Source organism: Humisphaera borealis, from assembly GCF_015169395.1.
GTDB lineage: Bacteria > Planctomycetota > Phycisphaerae > Tepidisphaerales > Tepidisphaeraceae > Humisphaera > Humisphaera borealis.
In genome coordinates, this window is sequence record NZ_CP063458.1 from 4,345,808 (window position 1) to 4,369,025 (window position 23,218).

1 protein-coding gene is annotated in these 23,218 nt (G+C 65.3%); it reads left to right on the forward strand.

What is annotated here, in order from left to right; all coding sequences use genetic code 11:
- Positions 1 to 487 precede the first annotated feature (487 nt).
- Positions 488 to 23,134: a DUF4347 domain-containing protein gene (locus IPV69_RS16245; protein WP_206290738.1), complete on the forward strand. Its 22,647-nt coding sequence runs from the start codon at positions 488 to 490 to the stop codon at positions 23,132 to 23,134.
- Positions 23,135 to 23,218: the final 84 nt, after the last annotated feature.

Here is a 23,218-nt window from a genome sequence, read left to right on the forward strand (position 1 = left end):
CGATATCAGCGTGCCTTACGGCCCATAACGCCGTAACGTCGCCGATAACGGCTCGCTGTCCCTCCCTTCACACTGGCGTCTTGGCATCCCGTCCCTGCTGCCAGACCATTCGCCGGTAGGCTGCCGTCAGTCCTTCGCGCAATAACGCAGCGCTGATCGGTATCCGTTTCTCGGACGTTAACGTCCGAAAGCCGGCTCGGCCTGGTTTATCGCCATCTCCACCAACCATCTCTGAAAACTGCCCCACGTGATCGAAGGCTGTTTAGCGCCTCGGTGCATCCCGCAGGCAGACCGTCTGCGCACCAATTCCCCAACCGATACGACCCGCAGAGGTTGCGCCAACCGCACAGGCGGAAGGACCGCAGTCTCGACGCCGAACGCCCCCGGGCATGGGGATGGTCGGTCAGCCGCATCGCTCGGAGGTGATGCGGCAAGGAGTCGCGAAGGTGCAAAGGGAGGCGGGCCGGTTCCGCCAAGGATGAGACGCATGTGGACGCCTGATCGTCTGTCGCAGTTGATTCGCCAGTTCCGCGAGCGGAAGGATCTCCTCGCCGCCGGCCCCGGGCGCGGTTCCCGCGCTCACGCCGAGCAGATGGAACCTCGGGTGATGCTGAGCATCGCCAAGGCGATCGACGCGGCAGCGCCGGACGTGCGATCGCTCGCCGCCGCGCAGGCGTCGCGTCCCCTGGTGTTCGTGGATGCCGGCGTCGCCCGGACGACGAACCTGCCCGCCGATGCCGAGGTCATCACGTTTGTCGCCGGGGCTGATCCGATTGCGACCATCACGCGTGAGCTCGCTGGCCGCAGCAACGTCAGGTCGGTCAGCATCGTCTCCCACGGCGCTTCGGGTGCGCTGAGCCTTGGCGGAAAGTCGGTCGTGCGGCAGGACCTCTTCGAGAAGGCCGAAGAGCTGAAGAAGTGGTCGGCGAGCCTGGCCGGCGACGCCTCGATCGCGCTCTACGGCTGCGATGTCGCCAGCGGGTCCGGCGGCGAGCTGTTCGTCGAATCGCTCGCCCGGCTGACCGGCGCCACCGTCGCAGCCTCGACCGACGTCACTGGCCCCGCCGCGCTCGGCGGCGACGCCGACCTGGAGTTCGTCGCCGGCGACAAGTCGGACGTGCAGAGCCTGCTGGCCGCCGCCGACTTCTCCGCCACCCTCGCGTTCGCCATCACGCCGTCGGGCGGCACGACGACGCATGAGGTCAGCGGATCGGCGACGGTGGTTGACAGCGGTGTGGTGGTGACTGCGTCCGGCGACACCAGCACGACCGCGCTGGTGCGGATCGCGACCAACTACCGCAACGGCGAGGACGTGCTGGCGGTGAGCTACGGCGGAATCACGCCGGTCTTCACCGCCGGCACCGGCACCCTCAGCCTGACCTCCGCCGGGGCGCTGACGGCGGCACAGTGGGAGGCGGTCTTCCGCGCCGTCACCTTCACCACGGCAACGTCTGCGCCCAACCTGACCGCCCGCGGCATCACGTTCACGATCGGGTCCACCACATCGGCCGGCAAATCGCTGACGCCCGACCTGCCGGTCGACACCGCAACGCAGGACCGCATCGTCGAGGCGCTCGACGTAGTCGAGGCGATTGGCACCAAGATCGGCACCTTCTCCGGCGCCAACGCCGGCCTGAACAACGACACGGAAGTCCCGTTCACTGGCGGCCTGAAGGTGACTGACCTGTTCTACCCGAACAGCGCCGACCTCGATTCCAACGGCAACCCGGTCACCGACTGGGGACGCTCCGTGCAGCCACACCAGATCGGCTCGTACCTCGCGCTCAGCGACGCAGCCGACAACTATTTCAACGCCGCGGGCACGATCACCGACCTGGCCGGCCTGAAGGCGGCGCTGGAAGCCCGTCTGACGTCGATCGTTCCTGGAACGTCGGCCGTGCGGAACGTGACCGTCGCGTTCAGCAAGCCTGCCGCGAGCGATGCCCGGTCCATCACGATCACTATCGCAATCGCCAACACCCGCGGCGACGACATCTCGCTCGACCTGCCCGACCTGCAACGCGACCTCGGCCTCTACCTACCGACGCCGCCCACGATCACCGTCGGCGGCGGGGCCGACATCGAGTTTTCCATCAGCGTCGATCTGCAGGGCCACACCTATGGCAGCACGCTGGCGCAGAACAAGACCACGCTCGCGTTCACCCGCCTGAACGCGCTCGCCGGGTTTACGTTCAGCAATGTCACCACGACGGCGGAGTTCGGGCTGATTCGCGGGCAGCTCGTGGGCGCTTCGGGTGTCGTCGGGGCGAAGATCCCCGTCAGCTTCAGCGGTGCGACCAGCCGCACGCTCAACAGCTGGGCGACCGATGGTTCGGACGTGACGGCATTCTCGGGCACGCTCAGCGGGACGGCGAACCTCGATCTGCCGGTGACGGCGAGCCTCGGCGGCGTCGCCGCGACGACCGCCAACAGCAAGATCGTTGTCGTCGACAGCAACATCTTCGACGACACCGCTCCCAGCTACACGACCACCGACTTCAGCAACGTGCTCTACTTCAGCACGCTGAAGGTTGAAGACGTGATCGGCGAGATCCTGAAGGTCAAGGACCTCTACACCACGCTCGCCAACTCCGACGATGCGCTGTTCGGCGTCAATGTCCCGTTCCTGAAGGATAAGACCCTCGGCGAGCTGTTTGACTTCGGCAGCTTGTTCCAGTCGGCGATCGGCGCGAAGGTGGACATCGTCGAGCCCGTGCTGAACACGCCGGGCCGCGACGCCCTGACGGACTACCGCCTGCCGCTGAGCAGCGACAGCACGCCGGTGCCTTCGATGTGGTCGGACCTGCGGGCGGCGTTCAAGTTCGGCGTGGTGGTGAACAACACCTGGCCGATCGTCACCGTGACGGTCGCCGCCGACAACACCCGCGAGACGCTCGCCGACCTGATCACCGACGTCAACGCCGCCCTGACAACGGCCGGGTTGCAGATCCAGGCGAGCAACATCAGCGGCAAGATGTCGCTGAAGGCGACGAATGTCGCGGTGCAGAAGTTCGCGATCGTGCCCGTGGCCCCGGATGCCGCCCGCCTGAACCCCACTGCCCCCGCCAGCGACCTGACGACGCTGACGCTCAACCAGGCCTACTACTACACGGTCACGGGGACGACGACAGGAACGGTCACCGGCACGAACTACTACACCACCGCAACACCCGTCGCGGCGGCGGCGGTGCATGCGGGCATTCTTGCCAGCGGCACAACGGGCGTGGTGAAGGTCACCCGCGTCGGAGCGATGCCGGTCGTCTGGGGGAGCCAGCGTAACGGCATCACCTCGGGTGCGGCGGTTCTCACCGGTAACGCCTATCTCATCGAGTCGGCCGAGAGCGATCTGCGTCGGCTGGGGATTGTGGACTACGGCAGCGAACTGACAGCGCTCGATCAGTACACCGAAGGCCGGGTTCGGGCTTCGCTGGCACTGCCGGCCGACCTGTCGACCAATGCGCAGTTCGTGGTTACGTCGGGCAACGAATCGGTGACGGTGGACATCCTCGACCAGAGCCGCACCAGCGTCGCCGACACGCTGGCCGACGTGCAGGCCGCGATGGCGACGGCGGGACTGACGGGCAAGCTCGCCGCGCGACTGATCGACAGCGACAACCAGGTGCTCACCGGCGAACCGGAAGTGGGCGAAGACTACCGCCTGGAGCTCTACCTGCCCGAAGGCGGGGCATGGACGGAATTCGACATCGAACCCGCCAGCGATGTGGCCGCCTACCGCATGGTCGCGCTCGGGTTCCTCGTCGGCGACGTCTCGGCCACACCTCGGCCGTCGTCGCTCCGCACGTTCGAAGATTTCAGCAACGGCGGTCTCTTCCCGACCATCTCGATTACGCCGGTCTACGACGCGGTCGCAGGCACCGTCACGCTGCAATTCGCCGCCACCGGTACATCGACGCCGACGGTCGATGCCGGCTTTGACTTCAACCCCGATCCGGTCGGCCGTATCAAGCCGACCAACCAGAGCCTGACTTTCACGCCCACGGTCAACTCCGACATCGCGTTCGGGTTGGAGTTCAAGCTCGGCCCGGCGAACCCCATCTTCTTCGCGTCGGCCGAGGCCGTTCCGGCCAATGGTCGCCTGACGACCGATGCCCACTTCGACCTGGAGTTCGTCCTTCAGGACAAGTTTGCGGTCACGGTGCCGGCGACCTGGACCAGCGCCAACAACAACGTTCAGGATCTCGTCGCCGACATCAATCGCGCCCTGAAGCAGGCCGTCCCCAGCGGCGGCGGCACGGCCGACCTGACGAGTGACCGCATGATCGCCCGTCGTCAGCTCGACAGCGACAAGCTCGAACTGATCACCGCCACCCCCGCCAACGGCGGTTCAGCGACGGCCATCAGTCATACGGCCGGCGTGCTGTCGAGCGATCTGACGTTCGCAGTGACCTACGACGGCGATAGCTACCTGGTGACCGTCCCCGCCGCCGACACCACGACCAACACGTCGTTCGCCGACCTGGTGCTGGACCTGAACGCCGCGCTCTCGACCGTCACACTCGATGCCGACATCGACGGCGTGATCGACAGCGACGAAGCGACCTTGTCACTCGCTGACAAGCTCTTCTTCACCACCATCGCGACCGCGGCCGGCGCGAGCGACAGCAACGTCTACCTCTTTGCCACCTCGCCGGGCTCAACGGCCTGGCCGGCGACAATCACGCTGTCGGCCAGCCGGACGGACTCAGCAGTCACGGAACTGGGCTTCGACGACGGCGCAGACGGAGACCTCTCCAGCTCGACTGCCCGCGCCAGCGGAACCACCAGCTATCTGCGCAACCACACCAACGGCAGCGCGCTCGCCGGCGGATCGCTCGCCCTCACGGTCCCCACCTTCGCCGGGTCCGTCACCTACGGCTTCAACAAGCTCGACTTCGCCAGCATCAGCGGCGGCAGTGTCGCGGCGGAGATGGACGTGCTGATCGGCAGCGGCGTGGACGCCGGCTCGACGCTCATCAGCAACAGCCCCGCGAGTTATCTCGACCGAACGCTGACCGGCGCCGGAGGCGCCGGCAACGCTGCCGCGGCGATCACGCTTGAAGACATCACCTCGGGCTCGGCCGACATCGACAACAACGCCGCCATCGCGATCAGCATCGCAGATATCTCCGATACGACGGCAATCGTGGAGATTCCGGTCGGTGTGCCGATTCCGGTGCCGGGGCAGGTCAACGGTGTGCTCACTTCGACGGGCACGGTCAACTTCCTGTACGAGGGTGCGAAGTACACCGTCAGCGTGCTGGCGGCGAACACCACTACCAACGCGTCCGTCGCCGACTTGGCCGCCGACTTCAGCGCGGCGCTGTCAAGTGTCACGCGCACGGTGTCCGGCGTTCCCGCGCTGGGCTTCAACGCTTCGTCGATGTTCACCATCACCGCCGGCGACGATGCCCTGATCGTCTCAGCGAAAACCCCGACCGCCAATCCCGACTTTGCCGTGGCGAGCTTCGTGCCCGGCTTGTCGGCGTTCGGCGAAGTCGGCCTGCAGGGCGCGTTCGGCCCGGCAACGGTCGCCCAGGCGCTGGCCGACGTCATGCCGGTGATGGACACGCTCCAGTCGCAGATGGACGCGTTTGCGAACATCCCCTTGCCGCTGGTCGAGCTCACGCTCAACGACCTGATCGACATCAAGGGGGACATGCTCCGCCGGATCGAATCGTTCCGCGACATGTCCGTGACCACGCCGGAACAGATCGCCACGGCCCTCTCGGCGGCGTTCAGCATCCCGACGGATTACGTGAGTGTCGCGTTCGACAGCGCCAACAACGCCTACCGGATCGATCTGAAGGTCGAGACCGGCGTCGCCACCGAGAAGCCGCTCGATCTGACGCTCGCCGACTTCTACCGTTTCACGAACGACACCGCCCCTGAAGGCCTCAGCCGCCTGGTGGACACCGGGTCGCGATCGCCGCTGACGGTGAAGATCAAGAGCACGTCGGTACTGTCGATCGGCATCGACCTGACCGACCCCGACGCGCCGCGCACGTTCCTGTACGGCCACGACGGCTCGGACGACCTGGACCTGGAGAACGGCACGTCGGTTCAGCTCGCGATCGAAGCCTCGGCCGACGGCATCAACTTCACCGCCGCCACGGGCGCATTCGGCGTCTTTGTCCGCGACGGCAACGCCACGCTCGGCGGCCCGGTGGTCACCAGCGGTGGCCAGCCGGTCTACACGTTTGATGAGGACACGAACCAGCTCCACTTCGCCCGCCAAGGCACTGCCGCGACGCTGACGGTCACGCTCGGCGGCAACGACGGCAAGTTCTACCTCGATCCGGCCGGTGTCGAGAAGGATGCGTTCGATCTTGACAACTTCGAAGCCGTCTTCGAAGGCACGGCGGAAGTGAACCTGCCGATGTTCACGCCGACCGAGCTGATGAACCCGTTCACGAACCGCACCGTGAACGTGCGCATCCAGGGCACCGGCCTGACCGATGTCCACCCCGGCGGCAACGTCATGAGCCTGCACATCGGCGACCTGCAGGCCTATGCAGATCACGTGCTGGAAGCAGTCGATCTGCAGAACCAGATCTCCGACATCTACACCACCGCCGGCGGCAATCCCAACGGCGCCCAGCAGAACGCAATCGACTCGCTCACCGCCGACCTGACCGATCTCCGCGACGGCGGGGCGGTCGAGATCTTTACTCCCGACGTCGAGGACGCCAACTCCGGCATCAAGGCCCCGACGCTGCTGGACATCCTGCGCGACCCGGCGATCCTCGTCGATCCGCTCGACATCCTGTTCGGCACCATCGAGACCGGCCTGCGTGCCCTCGATAACCTCAACATCCCCGTCATCGGCCCGGCACTGGGCGATGCCGTGGATGACGTCTTCGGCTGGCGTACCGGCTGGCTGCTCGACCTGCGCAACAACATGCGCGGCAAGGGCGAGGCCGTCTTCGAATCGATCAAGGAATCGATCTACAACGTGCTCGGCCCCGGCGGCATCGATCTGCTGCTCAAGGACAACGGCATCCGCAGCGTCGATGGCATGGTCCAGGCCGATTCGATGGACGATGTCGGTCTCGACTTCCTCGACGAAGACGGCAACAAGATGACCGGCCTCGGCGGGTACGGCGCGCACGCCGTGGAGTTCAAGCTCCGTCTCGGCCAGACGCTGCTCGACACCGGCGCGGACATCAGCTTCAACTTCGACGCGCTCGCGCCGGCGTTCACGCTGGGCGTGGACGGCGGGCTGAGCTTCAAGCTCGGCTGGGACATGACGTTCGGGTTCGGCTACTCGATTGACGACGGGTTCTACGTCGTTACGGACAGCAACCCGGTCGCCAACGAGCTGGAACTGCGCTTTGAAGCCGGCCTGCGCGGCGACGGGTACCATTTCCAAGTCGCGGAGAAGAGCGACAGCCCGACCGGTTACGCGATCAAGGACAAGGACGGCAACTGGGTTCGCGGCCCGCGGAAGGGCGACGGCAGCCGGGACATCATCAATGTCCTGCCGGTGGACGAAACCGGTACACCGCTCGACGGCAACGATCTGGCCAACGTGCAGATGCCCCAAGAGGTCTGTGACGACGACTCGCTGTCTGCCGCCGGCCCGGGTTTCGACGAGGAAGTCTACTGGGTGGTCGCCGCACAGGACGGCAGCGACTGGGTGCCGGCGTACATCGACAAGCTCGGCTTCTACCGCCCGCAGCAGGGGGCGACCTGGGCGGCGATCAACGGCGGTGACGACGAGTTCAATCCCGATCAGATGATCGAGTACAACCAGACCGCGCCGTTCAACGGGTTTGGTTCGCTCTTCTTCCTCAACTTGTCGGCGACCGACAAACCCAAGATCGGCCTGGGCGCGCTCGGCGACGCCGAGTACTTCTACGACCCCTCCGAAGCCAGCACGATCACGTCCAACGGACGCAACGACGACGAGTTCGGCGTCAACCGCAACAACAGCCTGCCCACCCGCATTGCCGGCCGTATCGGCATCAACCTGAAAGACCCCAGCGACGAAGCCGGCGGCTATGTCGCCCGGCCGGGCCCGTCGCTCACCGGCTTCCTGCTGATGGACGGAAGCAACCCGCTCGGCGGCGAGCCCGTGCTCGACGACGACGGCAACACTATCCCCGTCCTGCTCAATGAGGACGACAACGACACTTGGTACACTATCAAGCCGGCGGAAGGTGTCACCAACCCGACGACCCTTGCCGACTACGAGTTCGACGCGCCCATCAACGAAGACCCGTCGGAAAACCGCATCACCTGGGGTGAGTTGCGGCAGGGCGGGACGGGCCTGTTCGAGTTCGTGCTGAACGCCGAGGCAGTCGTCAACCTTTCGATGGTGCTGACGGTGTCGGAAGACGCGAACATCCCGCGCCTGACGGCCGACTTCAACCTGGACTGGCGCACCGATTCGATGACGCCGCCGGCCAACCCGTTCGACACCACGACCGAGCAGAAGCGCGACCTGGTGCCGGAAGTCGGGATGAACAACATCCGGCTGGACCTGGGCAGTTTCCTGACGAAGCTCATCAAGCCGATCGCGGTAGAGGTGGACAAGACCCTCAAGCCGATCGACCCGCTGATCAGCGCCATCCAGACGAAGATCCCCGTGATCTCGGACATCGCCGGCCGGCCCATCAAGCTGACGACGCTGCTCTACACCTTCGGCGGGCCCAAGGGCCAGGCCGTAGCGACGCTGATCGAGATGGCGATCCTGGTGCGCGAACTGTCCGGCGTGATGGCCGCCGTTCCGGACGACGCTAACGTCTACCTGCCGATCGGCAACTTCTGGCTCGCCAAGATCAGCAGCGGTCCGCTCGGCCAGCCCGGCATGGGCAAGACCATCTACTACGACAACAGCGAGGTCTCGGCCCCGTCGATCACGCAGCGCAACCAGAGCCTGATCGCCGACCCCGGCGCCGGCCTGAACAGCGTCACCAATGCCATGGGCAAGCTCGACGCCCAGGACAAGGAAAGTTCCAGCCAGCCGGGCATCAGCAACCCCAATGACAAGGGCGGGTTCAGCATCCCGATCCTGGAAGACCCGATCACGATCTTCAAGCTCCTGATGGGCGAAGACGTGCCGCTGGTCACCTACTCGCTGCCGAAGCTGAACTTCAGCTTCGAGCAGAGCATCCCGCTGGTTCGCATCATCTGCTTCGAGGCGGGCATCCGCCTGAACCTGCAGATGAAGGGTCAGCTCGCGATGGGCTATGACACCCGCGGCATCCGGATGTTCAAGGATTCCGGCGACCCGGCCGACCTGATGCAGGGGTTCTACGTCTCCGACCGCGCCAATGCCGACGGCAGCGGCGCCGACGTCGACGAGTTCTGGTTCCGCGCCAGCATTGCGATCTACGGAGAGATCGATCTGTACCTGGCCAAGGGCGGCATTGAAGGGGGCTTTGCGCTCACCGGCAGCGTAAACCTCAACGACCCCAACAACGACGGCAAGCTCCGCGTGGTCGAGGCGTACGATCTGGTCAAGTACACCGGCAACCCGCTGGACCTGGCCGACCTGTCGCTCTCCGGCGAAGTCTACGCCCGTTACTACTACTGGGTCGGCCTGAAGATCTGGACGCCCTGGAAGACGTACAAAATCACGCTCTACTCCGGCGGCAAGACGTTCGCCCGGCTCGAGCTGTTCAACGTCAGCCGCGAAGGCAATGACGGTCCGCCGACGTTTGCCGGCGTGGTCACCACCATCAATCCTGACGGCACCGAAAACCCCAGCACGCTGCTCATCAACGCCGGCCCTGCCGCCGAGAAGCGCGTCAGCAACCAGGACCCACTCAAGGCGCTGGACGGCGCCGAGCGCTTCCGCATCTGGAACGAAACGCCGGGCTCCAACACCGTCAAGGTTCAGTACAAGAACTGGGACCAGAACTACACCCAGACGTACAACAACGTCTCCCGCGTGGTCGTCTACGGCGGCGAGTACGACGACTACATCGATGCCTCGGCCCTGAACGGCATCCCTGTCGAGATTGACGGCGGCAACGGCAACGACACCATCCTGCTCGGCAACGCCGCTACTGGTTCGCAGTCGATCCTGACCGGCGGCAACGGCAACGACGTCATCACCGCCGGCGGCGGCAACCTTCGTATTGAAGGCAACGGCGGCAACGACACCATCACTGCCGGCTCGGGCACCAATGAGATCGACCCCGGCGACGGCAACGACACCGTCACCGGCGGCGGCAGCGGATCGACCAACAAGCTGTTCCTGCGCCGATCGTTCGGCAAAGACACGGTGACGCTCGACACCGCGGCGTTGATCAACCTGCTCGACTACGTCGACAGCACCCTGCCGCTGGTGGGCACGCTGCAGGGCGCGGGCAGCACGATCTACGCTGGCGACACCAACGTGACCACGTTCAGTCTGGGCGCGGTGACCGAAATCCGCGGGTCCGAAGGCCGCGACGTCTTCAACATCACCAACCCCACCACCCGCAACGCCAACAACGGCAAGGGCCTGATCCTTCGCGGGCACGAATCGGTCGACACCTACAACTTTGTCGGCGACACCATGTCCGGCGTCGCGACCGACGGCATCACCATCGACGACGGCATCCGCCCGACGTCCACGGCGACCATCGGCGACATCACGCTGTCGGACCCGTGCAAGAAGATCAAGGAGATCAAGGTCGCCACCGGCGGGGCGAGCTACGCCAGTGCTCCGGAAGTCGTCATCACCGACGACGGCGGCACCGGTACCGGAGCTCGCGCCGTCGCCAGCCTAGACAAGGATGGGAAGGTTCAGGGCATCTATGTTCTCGACGGCGGCGAAGACTACACCGACCCGGTGGTCGCGCTGGTCGATCGCGTGAGCTACGGCGACAAGATGATCTTCACGTCGACCACCGCAGGCGCGGTGACGCTCGACAAGCAGGGCAACGGCGGCAGCGACTACCGCATCACCAGTGGTGGGAAGTCGATCAAGTTCGCCGGATGGACCACGCCCGGCGTTCCGCGGCCCAAGACCTGGAACGTGTCGGAAACGGATAACGTTGAGATCAATCTGCCCAACGGCACACTCGAACTCAACGATCACTTGGACATCCAGGAGAGCCTGACGGTCACCGCCAAGCGGATGGACCTCAACGCTGCCATCACCGCCGACACGGTGAAGATCACCACCGAGCGCGGGTTTGCCCTGGATCACCCGATCCAGGCAGTGAACAACGGCGACATCTCGATTCGCGTCAGCGGGAAGAACATCGGCAGCCCGTCGGACATCGCCACCGCGGCGGCGACGGTTGTCGATGGTGAGGTCACCGGCATCACGGTGACCAACCCCGGCGCTCATTACGACTTTGCTCCGGTCGTCGCGATCGTGGACGAGCGCGGCTACGCCGCTCGCGCCGTTGCGACCATCAATGGGTCCGGACAGGTGACTGGGATCACCGTGCTCGACGGCGGCTTCGGCTACCTGTCGACGCCGGCACCGCGCGTCATCATCTCGCCGCCGGCCAGCATCCGCCTGGCGGCGAACGTCAGCAGCAGCACCGTCGGTTCCGACCCCGGAGCCGGCGACGGCCGCGGCCAGATCACGCTCCAGGCCGACCTGGGGGCGATCGTCAACATGGGCGAAGTCTTCTTCCCCAACGGCTCGAACATTGAGTTCAAGCACGGCGACTTCCGCTACAAGAGCACTGATTCGCTCGATGACATCACCACCACCGCGTTCCCCACCACTGCCGGCGGCCAGGGCGCTGCGGCGACGGCTGTGCTGGATGCCGACGGCCGCATCGAACGCATCGACGTCACCAACGGCGGCTCCGGTTACGACGCCGACCTGCTTCCGACCGTCATCATCCAAGGCGCGGGCACCGCGACCGCGATCGTCAGCGGCGGGCAGATCACCGGGTTCAAGATCACCAACCCCGGCGAGGGCTACCCGTCTGCCCCGACCGTCACCATCCTGCCGAACGGATTCGGCAAGATCGTCGGCGAAGACTCCGACGCCACGGCGCTCAACCGCACCCACATCAAGTCGGCCGGCGGATCGCTCAAGGCGATCAGCTACTACGGCATTGGCGACCCGTCCCGGCCGATCAAGACCGATGTCGATCGGCTGGTCGCCCAGACACTCGGCGACGGCGCGGGCATTAACATCCTCGAGAAGGATGGCGTTCGCATCGGCACGATCGACCATGTCAACGGCATCAGCACGATCGACGGCGACGTTGCCGTTACCACCTTCGCCGGCACGCTGCACCTGGGCCAGCCGGTGCAGGCAATGAACGCCAACGGCATGCTGCTGTGGCAGGACGCGGCCAAGACGATTCCGATCTACGTCCGCGACAACGCCGGCAACATTATCTATGAAGGCGGCCAGCTTCAGACGGGCGTCGGCCAGATCAAACTGACGGCCGACGACGTGGACATCAACAGCTTTGTGGGCGCGACCGGCGGTCAGCTCATCCTGCAGCCGGTGAAGTTCGACGCCCCGATCGGCCTGAACGGCACGCAGGGTCGGGCCACGGTCTCGGTCTCCGGACCGACCGGATCGGTCTCCATCAACACCCTCTACAGCGGTCGTGGCTATACGACCACGCCAATGGTCACCCTGCCCGCGCCAGGCGAGCGTGCGTACGGCGTGGCCAACGTGGTCAACGGTGCGGTGCAGAGCGCTCTGGTCACCTTCGGCGGCAAGCGCTACAACTCGACGTATCAGCCGATCGTTACCTTCGTCGGCGGGGGTCAGAACGGTGGAACCCCGGGTAGCAACGGAACCCCGGGAACTGCGGCCACCGCGACGGCGGCTTACGATGCCGACGGCGTCGTCACCGGCATCACGATCACCGGCGGTGGCACGGGATACATCACCGCGCCGGAACTGCGCATCAGCCTGCCGGGCGTGCAGGCGACGGCGGTCGCGACGGTCATCGACGGCAGGATTTCAGGCATCACCTTCACCAACCCCGGCGCCAACTACGCCGAGCCGCCGCAGATTAAGATCGAGGCCCCGTACCAGTTCAGCTTGGAAGCCGAGGAAGTGCAGTACCTGGAGGACGGATTCCGGGAGGTGGTCATCGGCCGCGACGACGGCAGCCACACCTTCCAGGCCGCCAATGCCAGCTTCAACGATGCCGTCCGCCTGCGTGCACCGCGTACCGGCGGCACGATGCAGGTGGAGTCGCTGTCGGTCGACGCCGGCCCGGTTGTCATCGTGGGCTCGGGCCATACGCTGAACATGACGTCGGCCGCGCCAAACGTCACCGGCACCTACGTGGAAGTCGACGACAACATTGTCATCCACGACAACGTCAACGCCGCGATCACCGCCACCACTGCGCACGTACTCATCTTTGGCGTCGGCAAGGGCAAAATCGACGGTGTCGCCAACTCGCTGACCGAGAACCTGACCATCACCGATGTCGGCGATGTCACCGTGACCGGGGCGATTGGCTCGACCAACCCGATTCACGACCTGACGATCAACAGCAGCGGCGCGGGCAACATCGCGCTCCAACAAGCCGTCACCATTGAGGGCGACCTGCACATCGTCAAGGGTGGCAACATCACCTTCGGCGGCGCTCTGACCGTCGGCGGGAACCTGATCATCGACGATGGTGCCAGCGTGTCGTTCAACGGCACCGTCAGCGTCGGTGGGAACATGACCATCTCCAAGGCGACCACCGTCGCGTTCGCGCAGAACGTGAGCGTGGTGGGCAACCTGCTGATGGGCAACTCGTCCGATCCGACCAAGCTGCAAGCCGTCACCTTCGCCAACAACGCCCGGATGGACGTCGACGGCACCGTACAGATTTACGCCGACGAGGACATCAGCTTCGGAAACCGCGTCGGCAACACCAAGGTTCCTGACAGCGTCACGCTGCGGTCGGATACGGGCAGCATCAGCTTCGCGGCTCAGGTCGTTGTGACCGGCGGCACGCTGACGATCCAGAAATCTGACGACGTGACGTTCGGCCACGATGTGACCGTTGGCACGCTGAGCGTCACCGCAGCCGGCGAAACGCGGTTCAACCGCGCCGTCAATGCCGGCACTCTCGACGTGCTGAGCCAGGAACTGGTCGTCTTTAGCAACCAGCTCAACATCAGCACCGGAAATGCGACCATCACTGCCGACGAAGTCGACTTTGCCGGTAACAGCTCGACGATCAAGACGGTCGGCGCGGCGATCAACAACGCCGTGCTGACGATCAAGCCGTACACCGCGGGTCGGAACATCGGCATCGGGTCTCCGCCGGCAGTGTTCGGTGTCATGGATATGAACGACACGGACCTGGCCGCGATCGCGACCGGCTGGGCACAGGTGCACATCGGCGACGAAACCGCCGGCACCGGCACGGTCACCGTCGGTTCGATCGGCACCCAGCAGGGCGGCACGATCTCGTACCTAGCCAACAACACCGCCATCCACGGCGGCAATATCACGGTGGTCCAACCGGTGGATATGGCCCTCAGCACCGGCACATTGCGGCTGCACGCCCGTACTGGCGATGTCACCACCAATGCGGTGCTCAACGGGACGGCGCTGGAACGTGGCTCGATCGTCCGAATCGAAGCCGATGCAGGCAACATCAACCTCAACCAGCCGGTCTACGCGACCAGCGAGATTCAGCTCATCGCCTCGGGCAACGTGACCGAAGGTGCGAGCAGCTTTGTGAGCACCAGCGGGCTGCGGGTAACCGCCGGCGGCAGCATTACCATGCTGCACGCCAGCAATGCCGTCACCACCGTGACGATGGCCGCCGCGGACGACCCAATGCAGTTCCGCGAAGACAGCGGCTATGCAATCGGCACCGTCAACGGTCAGAGCGGCATGTCCGCCGGCACCGGCAACATCACGCTGACGACCATCGGCGGCGTCGTCACGCAGACACAGGCGATCGTCGCCGGCGGTCTGAGCCTGCAAGGCGCGAACACCACCTGGACGCTGGTCAACGCTGGCAACGACATCGATACCCTGACGGCTAACACCGGCAAGGTAACGTTCCTGGATTCCGACGACCTGACGGTCGGAACGATCGGCTCCAGCAGCGGCATCACGGTGACCGACGACGTCACCCTGAGCAGCGTACAGGCACTGACGGTCAACAATGCCGTCACCACCAGCGGGCCCGGCGATGTCTCGCTGACCAGTACCGCGGCGAACGTGCTGATCAACGCCAACGGCGATATCAGCTCGGCGCAGACGATCGGCATCGCCGCCGTCACCGGCATCGCCAGCAGCGGCGACCTGATCGCGGCCAACGGCGCGATTACCCTCTCGGCGACCGCGGGCACAATCAATACCTCTGGTGTGGTGACCGCCACCAGCGGCGGCGTCAGCTACACGGCGACTGGGGCCGTGACAGTTACCGCGGCGGTCACGACCGTCACCAGCGGCAACATCTCGCTGACGTCGAGTACGGATGTGGTTAACCTCGGTGCGGCGGGCGATCTGTTGTCCGTAGGCACCATCGCGGTCGCGGGTTATGCCGGCGTCGACTCCGACGCCGACATGACGTCTGCCGGTGCCACAGGCGTCACCTCCGCCAACGCCGGTATCGATCTGTCCGGCAACTCGGTCACCACGAACGGCGCCGTGACGCACAGTGCCAACACGACCCTTGCCATCACCGGATCCACGACTGCCGGCGGTGCCAACGGAGCGGTCAGTTTGACGTCGGTCACATCGAGCATCACGCTCGGCGCGGCGGCCGACATCTCGGCCGCCAAGACGATCACCGCGGCGGCAGTGACCGATTTCATCAGCAGTGCAGACCTGACCACCGCCGCCGGCGCGATCGGCGTAACAGTCTCCGCCGGCACGCTCAGCTCGGCTGGTGTCGTCAGCGCTACCGCCGGGAATGCCGGCTTCACCGCCACTGGCAATGTCGCAATGACCGGTCCGGTTACGACCGTGACCAGCGGAAACGTGTCGCTCACATCGTCTGCGGGGCAGGTAACGACGTCTGCCGCCGCTGATCTGCTTTCCGCCGGCACGATCGCCGTTGCGGCATTCGCGGGTGCGACGCTGACCGGAGATATGACCGCCGCAGGGGCGGTCTCGGCGAATGTTGCCAACGGCAGCGCCTACATCGACGGCAAGACCCAAACCACCAACGGCGCGGTCACCTTCGTGGCCCAGGACAGCCTGGATCTGCTGGGCACCATCACCGCCGCCGGTGCCTCAGGCAACGTCGTCCTGACGTCCAACGGGTTTGTCGTCGTGCTGCAGGGCTCGGCGGACATCGTCGCCAGCGGAACCATCACGGCGACGGCGGCCGACAACGTCAACAACATGGCCGACTGGACGGCCGCTGGTGCGATCATCGCGACCGCGACCAACGGCGGCGTCAGCAGCAGTGGAACGATCGTCAGCAGCGGCTCGTCCGTCGCCTTCAGCGGTCCGGTCGTCAGCAACGACGGTCCGATCAACGCGTCGACATCGATCGCGATGACCGCCAGCGACACCGTGAGCAACACCGCAACGCTGACCTCCGGGACGACGACGTCGCTCAGCGGCACGAATACGGTGACGACCAGCGCCGCGATTTCTGCCGGCAGTGATGTGACGATCACCGGGAACGACATCGCTGCATCGACGTCGATCACCACGACCAATGACAACGTCACGTTCACCGGCCGGGTGACGCTCCCGGGCAACCTGACCATCACCACCGGTGCTGGCGCGGGCAACATCAGCTTCAGCGATACCGTTGACGGCCCCGGCGGCCTGGACCTGACCGCCGGCACCGGCAACATCACGTTCGACAGCGACGTCGGCGACATGGGTCAGCGGCCGGCGTTCCTGACCATCCACTCGGCAACCGTCGCGCACTTCGATAGGGGCGCCAACACCACCGGCGCGCAATCGATGACCGCCGGCACGGTCGAGCTGGGCGGGACATTCGACGCGTCCACGAACCTGGCCTCGATCACGATCAATGCCGTGCTGTCGCTTCACGGCAGTGCCCGCGTGTCGACGCAGAACGGGACGGTCTCTGTCGCGTCGATCGTCGGCAACAGCAACCATTTCGTATTCTCGACCGGCGCCGGAACGGCCACCGTTACGGGCGACGCGACCGGGATCGACATCCTCCACTTCCACGACGAGAACGGGAACAACACCGGTACCATGAACTTCCTGGGCAACGTGCAGGCCCAGTCGCTGAGCGCCGCCCGCGAAAACTTCTCGATCAATTTCCTCGGCGACAGCACCGAGATCACCAATCACGTCGGCCTGCAGAACATGGGTGTCGCCACGTTCGGCGACGAGTCGACCGACGAGATTCACCTCATCGGCGGCCTGACCGCGGCCGGCGGGGCGAACAACCCGGCGTCCGTCCACCTGGCCGGTACGCTCACCACTGATGCCGCTGCGGTCATCCTCGGCGTCACGATCCTGGACACCGATGCGGCGATCGACACCACCCATGCCGGAAACGGCGGGGCGATCGACTTCACCGGCACGCTGAACGGAACGCACAACCTGCGGCTCAACAGCGGCAACGCGACGATCGATTTCGACGCCGCCGTCGGTGCGACCAACGCACTGGCCGCCGTGACGATCGACGCGCACGCCGGCCTGACGGCCCACAGCACGTTCACCGCCGCCAGCATCACGCAGACGGCCGCCACCGGCGCGACGACCTTCACGGGGGCCGTTGCGACCAGTGCCGCGGGCGGCATCAACCTGACGGGCCTGGATCTCACGTTCGGCAACACGGTCACCACGACGACCGGCGGCGTGACGATCGACGGGGAAGATGTGCTGTTCAGCGGAGCGGTCGATTCCGACGGCAACATTGCGATTACCGCTACAGGCTCCAGCACCTTCAACGCCGCCGTCCTGGGCAGCGGTGCGACGGGCATCACCGTCAACGCCGCCAGCAGCGCCTTCAACAGCACGGCCACTACCGACAACGACGGCAGCATTAACGTCACCACGACCGGCGACGCCCATTTCGGCGGGGCGGTGAACTCGGACGCCAATCTGGTCGTCAGCGGCGACGACGTGGACTTTGACGCGGCCGTCACCACGGCCGGCTCGACGGGCATCGACATCACCGCAGGTACCGTCGACTTCGATGCGGCAGTCGCCACGACTGGCGACGGCTTCATGGACATCGTCGCGACCGGCCTGGTGAACTTCGACAGTACGGTGAATGTTGCCGGGGCCAACGGCATCATCATTGATGCCACCGACATCACGTTCCTGGGTGCCGTCACGACGCCGGGCGAAGTCATCCTCGATCACACCGGCACGCTGACCATCGCTGCCGCGGCGGACTTCAGCATCGGCGGGGCGTTCAGCCAGACGGGAGCCGGCGCGGTCTCCACGGCGGGCGACATCACGACCACCAACGACACTGTCAGCTTCAATGGCCCGGTCACGCTGACCGGAAACGTCGCAATTGCGACGGCCGGCGGGGCGATCGACTTTGATTCGACGCTGAATGGGTCCCACACGCTGCTGCTGACCGCCGGCACCGGCGATATCACGACGCATGCCGCGGTAGGGGGATTGACGCCTCTGGGCGCCGTCACGATCGCATCGGCGGACGACGTCACGCTGATGGCAGGGTTCGCTTCGACGAATCTCACGCAGGTGGCGGGATCGGGAACGACGTCAGTGCAGGGCCTGCTCAGCACGACGGGGCTTGCGGGCGTATCGATCACCGCCGACACGATCGAAGTCACCGCGACCGGCGATATCACAACGGCCGGCGGCTCGGTCGACCTGAACGCCGACACCGGCACGCTGACGATTGTCGACGGTGCCACCGTCAACGCCGGCAGCGGAACAATCACGATTGAATCGGTCGGCGATGCGACGATCACCGGGCTGACGACGACGAATGCAACGGCTTCGGCGGTCTCGATCACCAGCAACACCGGTGCGATTATCGATGCCGGTGAAACGACCGCCGACATCACCGCCAACGCCTCCGGGGCAACAACCCGGCTGCGGGCCGCCGGAAACATCGGGGCGTCAACCGATGGTCTCGAAACCAACCTGGCGACGCTCGATGCTGCCGTGACGACCGCCGGCGACATCTACATGAGCGACGCCGGTGCGATCACGCTGGCAAGCGTAACGTCTCCGAGCGGCGACATCGCGATCACCGCCGCCGGCACGATGAGCGCCCAACTGGTAGACGCCGTCAGCGGGACCGTTACGCTGCGGACCACCGCGGGCAACCTGTTGATCGGCGATGTCTCGGCCAGCGACAGCGTCAACGCGACGAGCGAAGCCGGCAGCATCCTGGATAACGGCGAGAGCGGCACCGATGGCGTTACGTCGCCCGTCGTCGAACTCGCGTCGTTCAGTGGCATCGGTACGACTGGCGCTCGGCTGGTCGTCGTCACCGACGATCTCACGGCTCTAGTCGAGCATCCGACTACTCACGCGGCGACCAACGGCGACATCTACATCGCTTCGACATCCCTCGCGGGCCCGCTGGCGGTACGCAACCTCTCGACTGCAACAGGCACGATCGATCTCAGCCACACCGGCAGCGACGCCGAGGTGGAGCTGGCGAGCACCAGCGGCGGCAGCATCGCGATTTCCGTGGCTGACGGCACGCTGACGGCGACTTCCGTCACCGCCGGCGGCAGCGGTAACGTGAATCTGTCGACCACTACGGCCGACGAAGACGTGCTTGTCGGCAGCGTGACCGCCGACGGCAACGCCGTCACGATCACCTCCGCAGGCAGCATCGTGGAAAGCGGCGACGACGTCGGCGTGGATCTGCTGACGTCGAGCCTCACCCTGACTGCGGCCGGTTCAGTTGGCGAAGACTCCAACCCGATCGAGATCAACGCCGATCAGCTCTCGGCCGAGGCCGACGGCATTGCCGGCGGCATCTTCCTTACCGAAACCGACGACGTCGTCGTTACGAAGCTGGTCGCGTCCGGCGACATCACGCTGGCGGCCGGCGGCATCATCGCCTTGAACTCGACCGGAACCATCCGTTCCGACGAGAACCTGAACGGTGCCCACGACGCCGTGTCACGCAACATCAGCTTCCTCGGTGCGGTGGAACTGCTCCGCAACACCGCCATCACCACCGGTACCGCCGACGGCTCGATCCGCTTCGCGGATACCCTCGGCGGGGCCCACACGCTCACGCTGACGATGAATGACGGCGCGATCGATTTCGACGGCGTCATCGGGACCGGTGTCACACCTGTCACCGCGCTTACAGTCAGTTCAGCGTCGGTCGTCACCTTCGCCGATGACGTGCATGTCGGCACCGGCGGCCTGAGCGTGACGGCGTCGGTCGGCGTGACGTTTGACGGTGACTCCACCGTGAACGGCAATGTCGGCCTGAACGTCAACAACGCCGACAACACCGGCAGCGTGAACGTGAACGGCGACTTCACCACGACCAATGGCGGCAACTTCATCGTCAATCACGACGGCACCGCCACCTTCGCAGACGGCATCGTGTTCGATATCGCCGGCGACACCCGCTTCACCGGCACCGGCCGGGTCGAGTTCGGCTCGATCACCTACAACACCGGCGGCGACATCGAGTTCAACCAGGGACCGCTCGTCCTCACCAGTAACACGGTGATCGACACCGGCACCGGCGGCGGCGACGTCATCTTCCGCGACGAAGTCCGCGGCGGATACGACCTGACGATCATTGGGTCCGGCGGAGACGTCCTCTTCGAGCAGGCCGCCGGCACCACCGGCGAACCACTCGCCACGCTGACGATCACCGGAGCCGACGACATCACCTTCCAGCAGGGCGTCGTCACCAGCGGCGACGTGAACCTGACCGCGACGGGCGATGTCGTCTTCGCCGGCACGCTCGATTCGGGCGAATCCATCGACATATCCGCCACGGGCGTGGTCAGCTTCGCCGATCAGGTGAACGCCGAGGCAGGCCTGGTCGTCACCTCAGGCGGTGCTTTGACCTTCACCGAAACGGTGACAGTTGCCAGCGGCACCACCGACCTGACGCACGGCGGCACGCTGACGATCCCGACCGGGGCCGACTTCAATCTCGGCGGAGAGTTCCACGAGCACGGGACGGGCAGCGTTGTCCTTGGCGAGGTTTCGATCACCACCAGCGATGACGACATCACCTTCGACGGCGACATCAGCCTGACCGGTGCTGCCACCTTCGATACCGGCGATGGCCCGGGTGATGTGACGTTCAACGGTTCGATCAACGGCCACCACACGATCGTGGTGACGGCCGGCACAGGCGATGTTCGGTTTGACGAAGTGGGGCAGACCGTTGCCGTCGATACGGTCACTGTGGAAGGTGCGGCGATCACGCTGGTCGACAGGTTCAATACTGCCATTGGCGCAGACCTGCTGTTCACTGCGACGGGCGATATCAGCTTCGGAACAGCGACAGATGTGAGTGTCGGCGGGCTGGTTGAAATCACCACTTCGGCGTTGTTCGACATGGCCGCCGGCTCGAGCCTGACCGCCCGCGAGGGTGATGACATTGTCATCACCGCGAACGATGTGAGCCTGACCGGCGGAACCGGTTCCGTCACGGGCACCGGCCTGCTTATCCTGCAGCCTTTGGATAACTCACGCGGCATTGTGGTCGGCACCCTTGGGGTTGCCAGCGTGCAGGCGGCTGGGTCGACCTTGCAGATTGGGGCGAGTGAGATTGCCGCCCTTGGCAGCGGCTTCGATGCGGTCCTGGTCGGCCGGGGTACACAGGGAGGCTACGATTCGGGCGAGGACGGCGACCATACCATCACGGTTTACAATGCGACGTTCAGTTCAGATTTCTATCTGCGTTCGCCGGGCGAAGAGGGCCAGATTCGGGTCTCGGGCAACCTTCGCGGTCTGAGCGACGTGAATCTCGAGCTTTGGGCCGGTGATGACATCCTTGTGGACGGTACGGTTCGCGCCACCGGGTCGGGCAACATTACGATCCACGCTGACAGTACCGAGGACGGCGTCGGCGCGGTGCGCATCGCTCAGAGTGGCGATGCCTCGGTCCGGGCCGAACTCGGTGACGTGTTGCTGATCGGCGACAGTGTCTGGGCCGGTTCGACAGGTGGCGCGGCGGAGGTATCGTCGCGAGACGGCACCGTGCAACTCTCCAGCACCGACGCCGAGGAAGGCCAGATCTTCGTGTTCAATGACCGCTCGCTGATGTCGGCCGGGATTGACGTCCTGGTGGGCAGCCCCGAAACGCCGGAAAACAGCCCTTCGTTCATTCGCGTGGAAGGCAACGTTCTTGCGGGCCGGCACATCTGGGCGCGGTCGCGCGGGCCGATTGAACTGGGCAACTTCCGACTGCGGGCCCGTGGCGTGGTCAGCGTGCTCGCTGACGGCGACCTCCGGATGGAGAACGGCACGGCGGTCGGACAGGGCGGCCCGGTGAACCTCATCGCCGATGCCGACGCCGACGGTACCGGAACGCCGATCCAGACAGACGTCCGCGTCAGCGAAACCGGCGACGTGAACCTGAGTGTGCGAGTGAACTCGGTGAAGATCAAGGGCGTGCTGTCGGCCGGCGATAAGGGCAAGGCCTGGGTGACTGTCACCAACAACGCCGCGACCACGATGGAAGGCAACGTTCGTGTGTTCCTGTATGCCTCGCTCGATGGAGAGCTCGATGCAAGCGACGCGATCATCGGGCAGTACGCCAAGGTGTTGAAGCTCAAGCCGGGCGCCGGCAAGAAGCTCAGCTTCGCGATCGCTGTGCCGGCCGATCTGCCGCCGGGCGATTACCGCATCATCGGCGAGGTGCTGCCGTACCGGGCCGATCGCCCGGCGGCTGCCGCCCCGACGACCGCGAACGATTCGAACGTCGATGCTTCAGGATTGCTCCTGCGGGTCCGTCGGCCGGATCTGACGGCATCGGTTCGGTCGAGCTTCGACGGCGGAACCTTTGCCGCAGGCCGAGTGGGCAAAGTGACGATCAGTGTTGCCAACCAGGGTGAAGTGCCCAGTGTGGGCAATGGCACGGTAGTTCTCTATGCCACGCCGGACGGCACGCTGGGATCAGCAGTCGAGGTCACGCGTCTGACCACCGCACTTGCCCTCAAGGCGGGCAAGGCCAAGGCTGTCAACCTGAAGGTATCGCTGCCCGGATCGCTCGCCGGCGGAACCTGGAAGTGGCTGGCGGTTGTGAACCCCGACGGCGCGGTCGCCGAGGCTGACCTTTCCAACAACAGCGGCGTTGCCGGTAGCGCGTTTAACATGGCGGCGTGAGCGGAATCGTGCCGTTTCCGCGAATCGAGTCGATTGCTCAATGAAAAGATCCGCAGGCGTTCAATGAACGCCCGCGGATCTTAC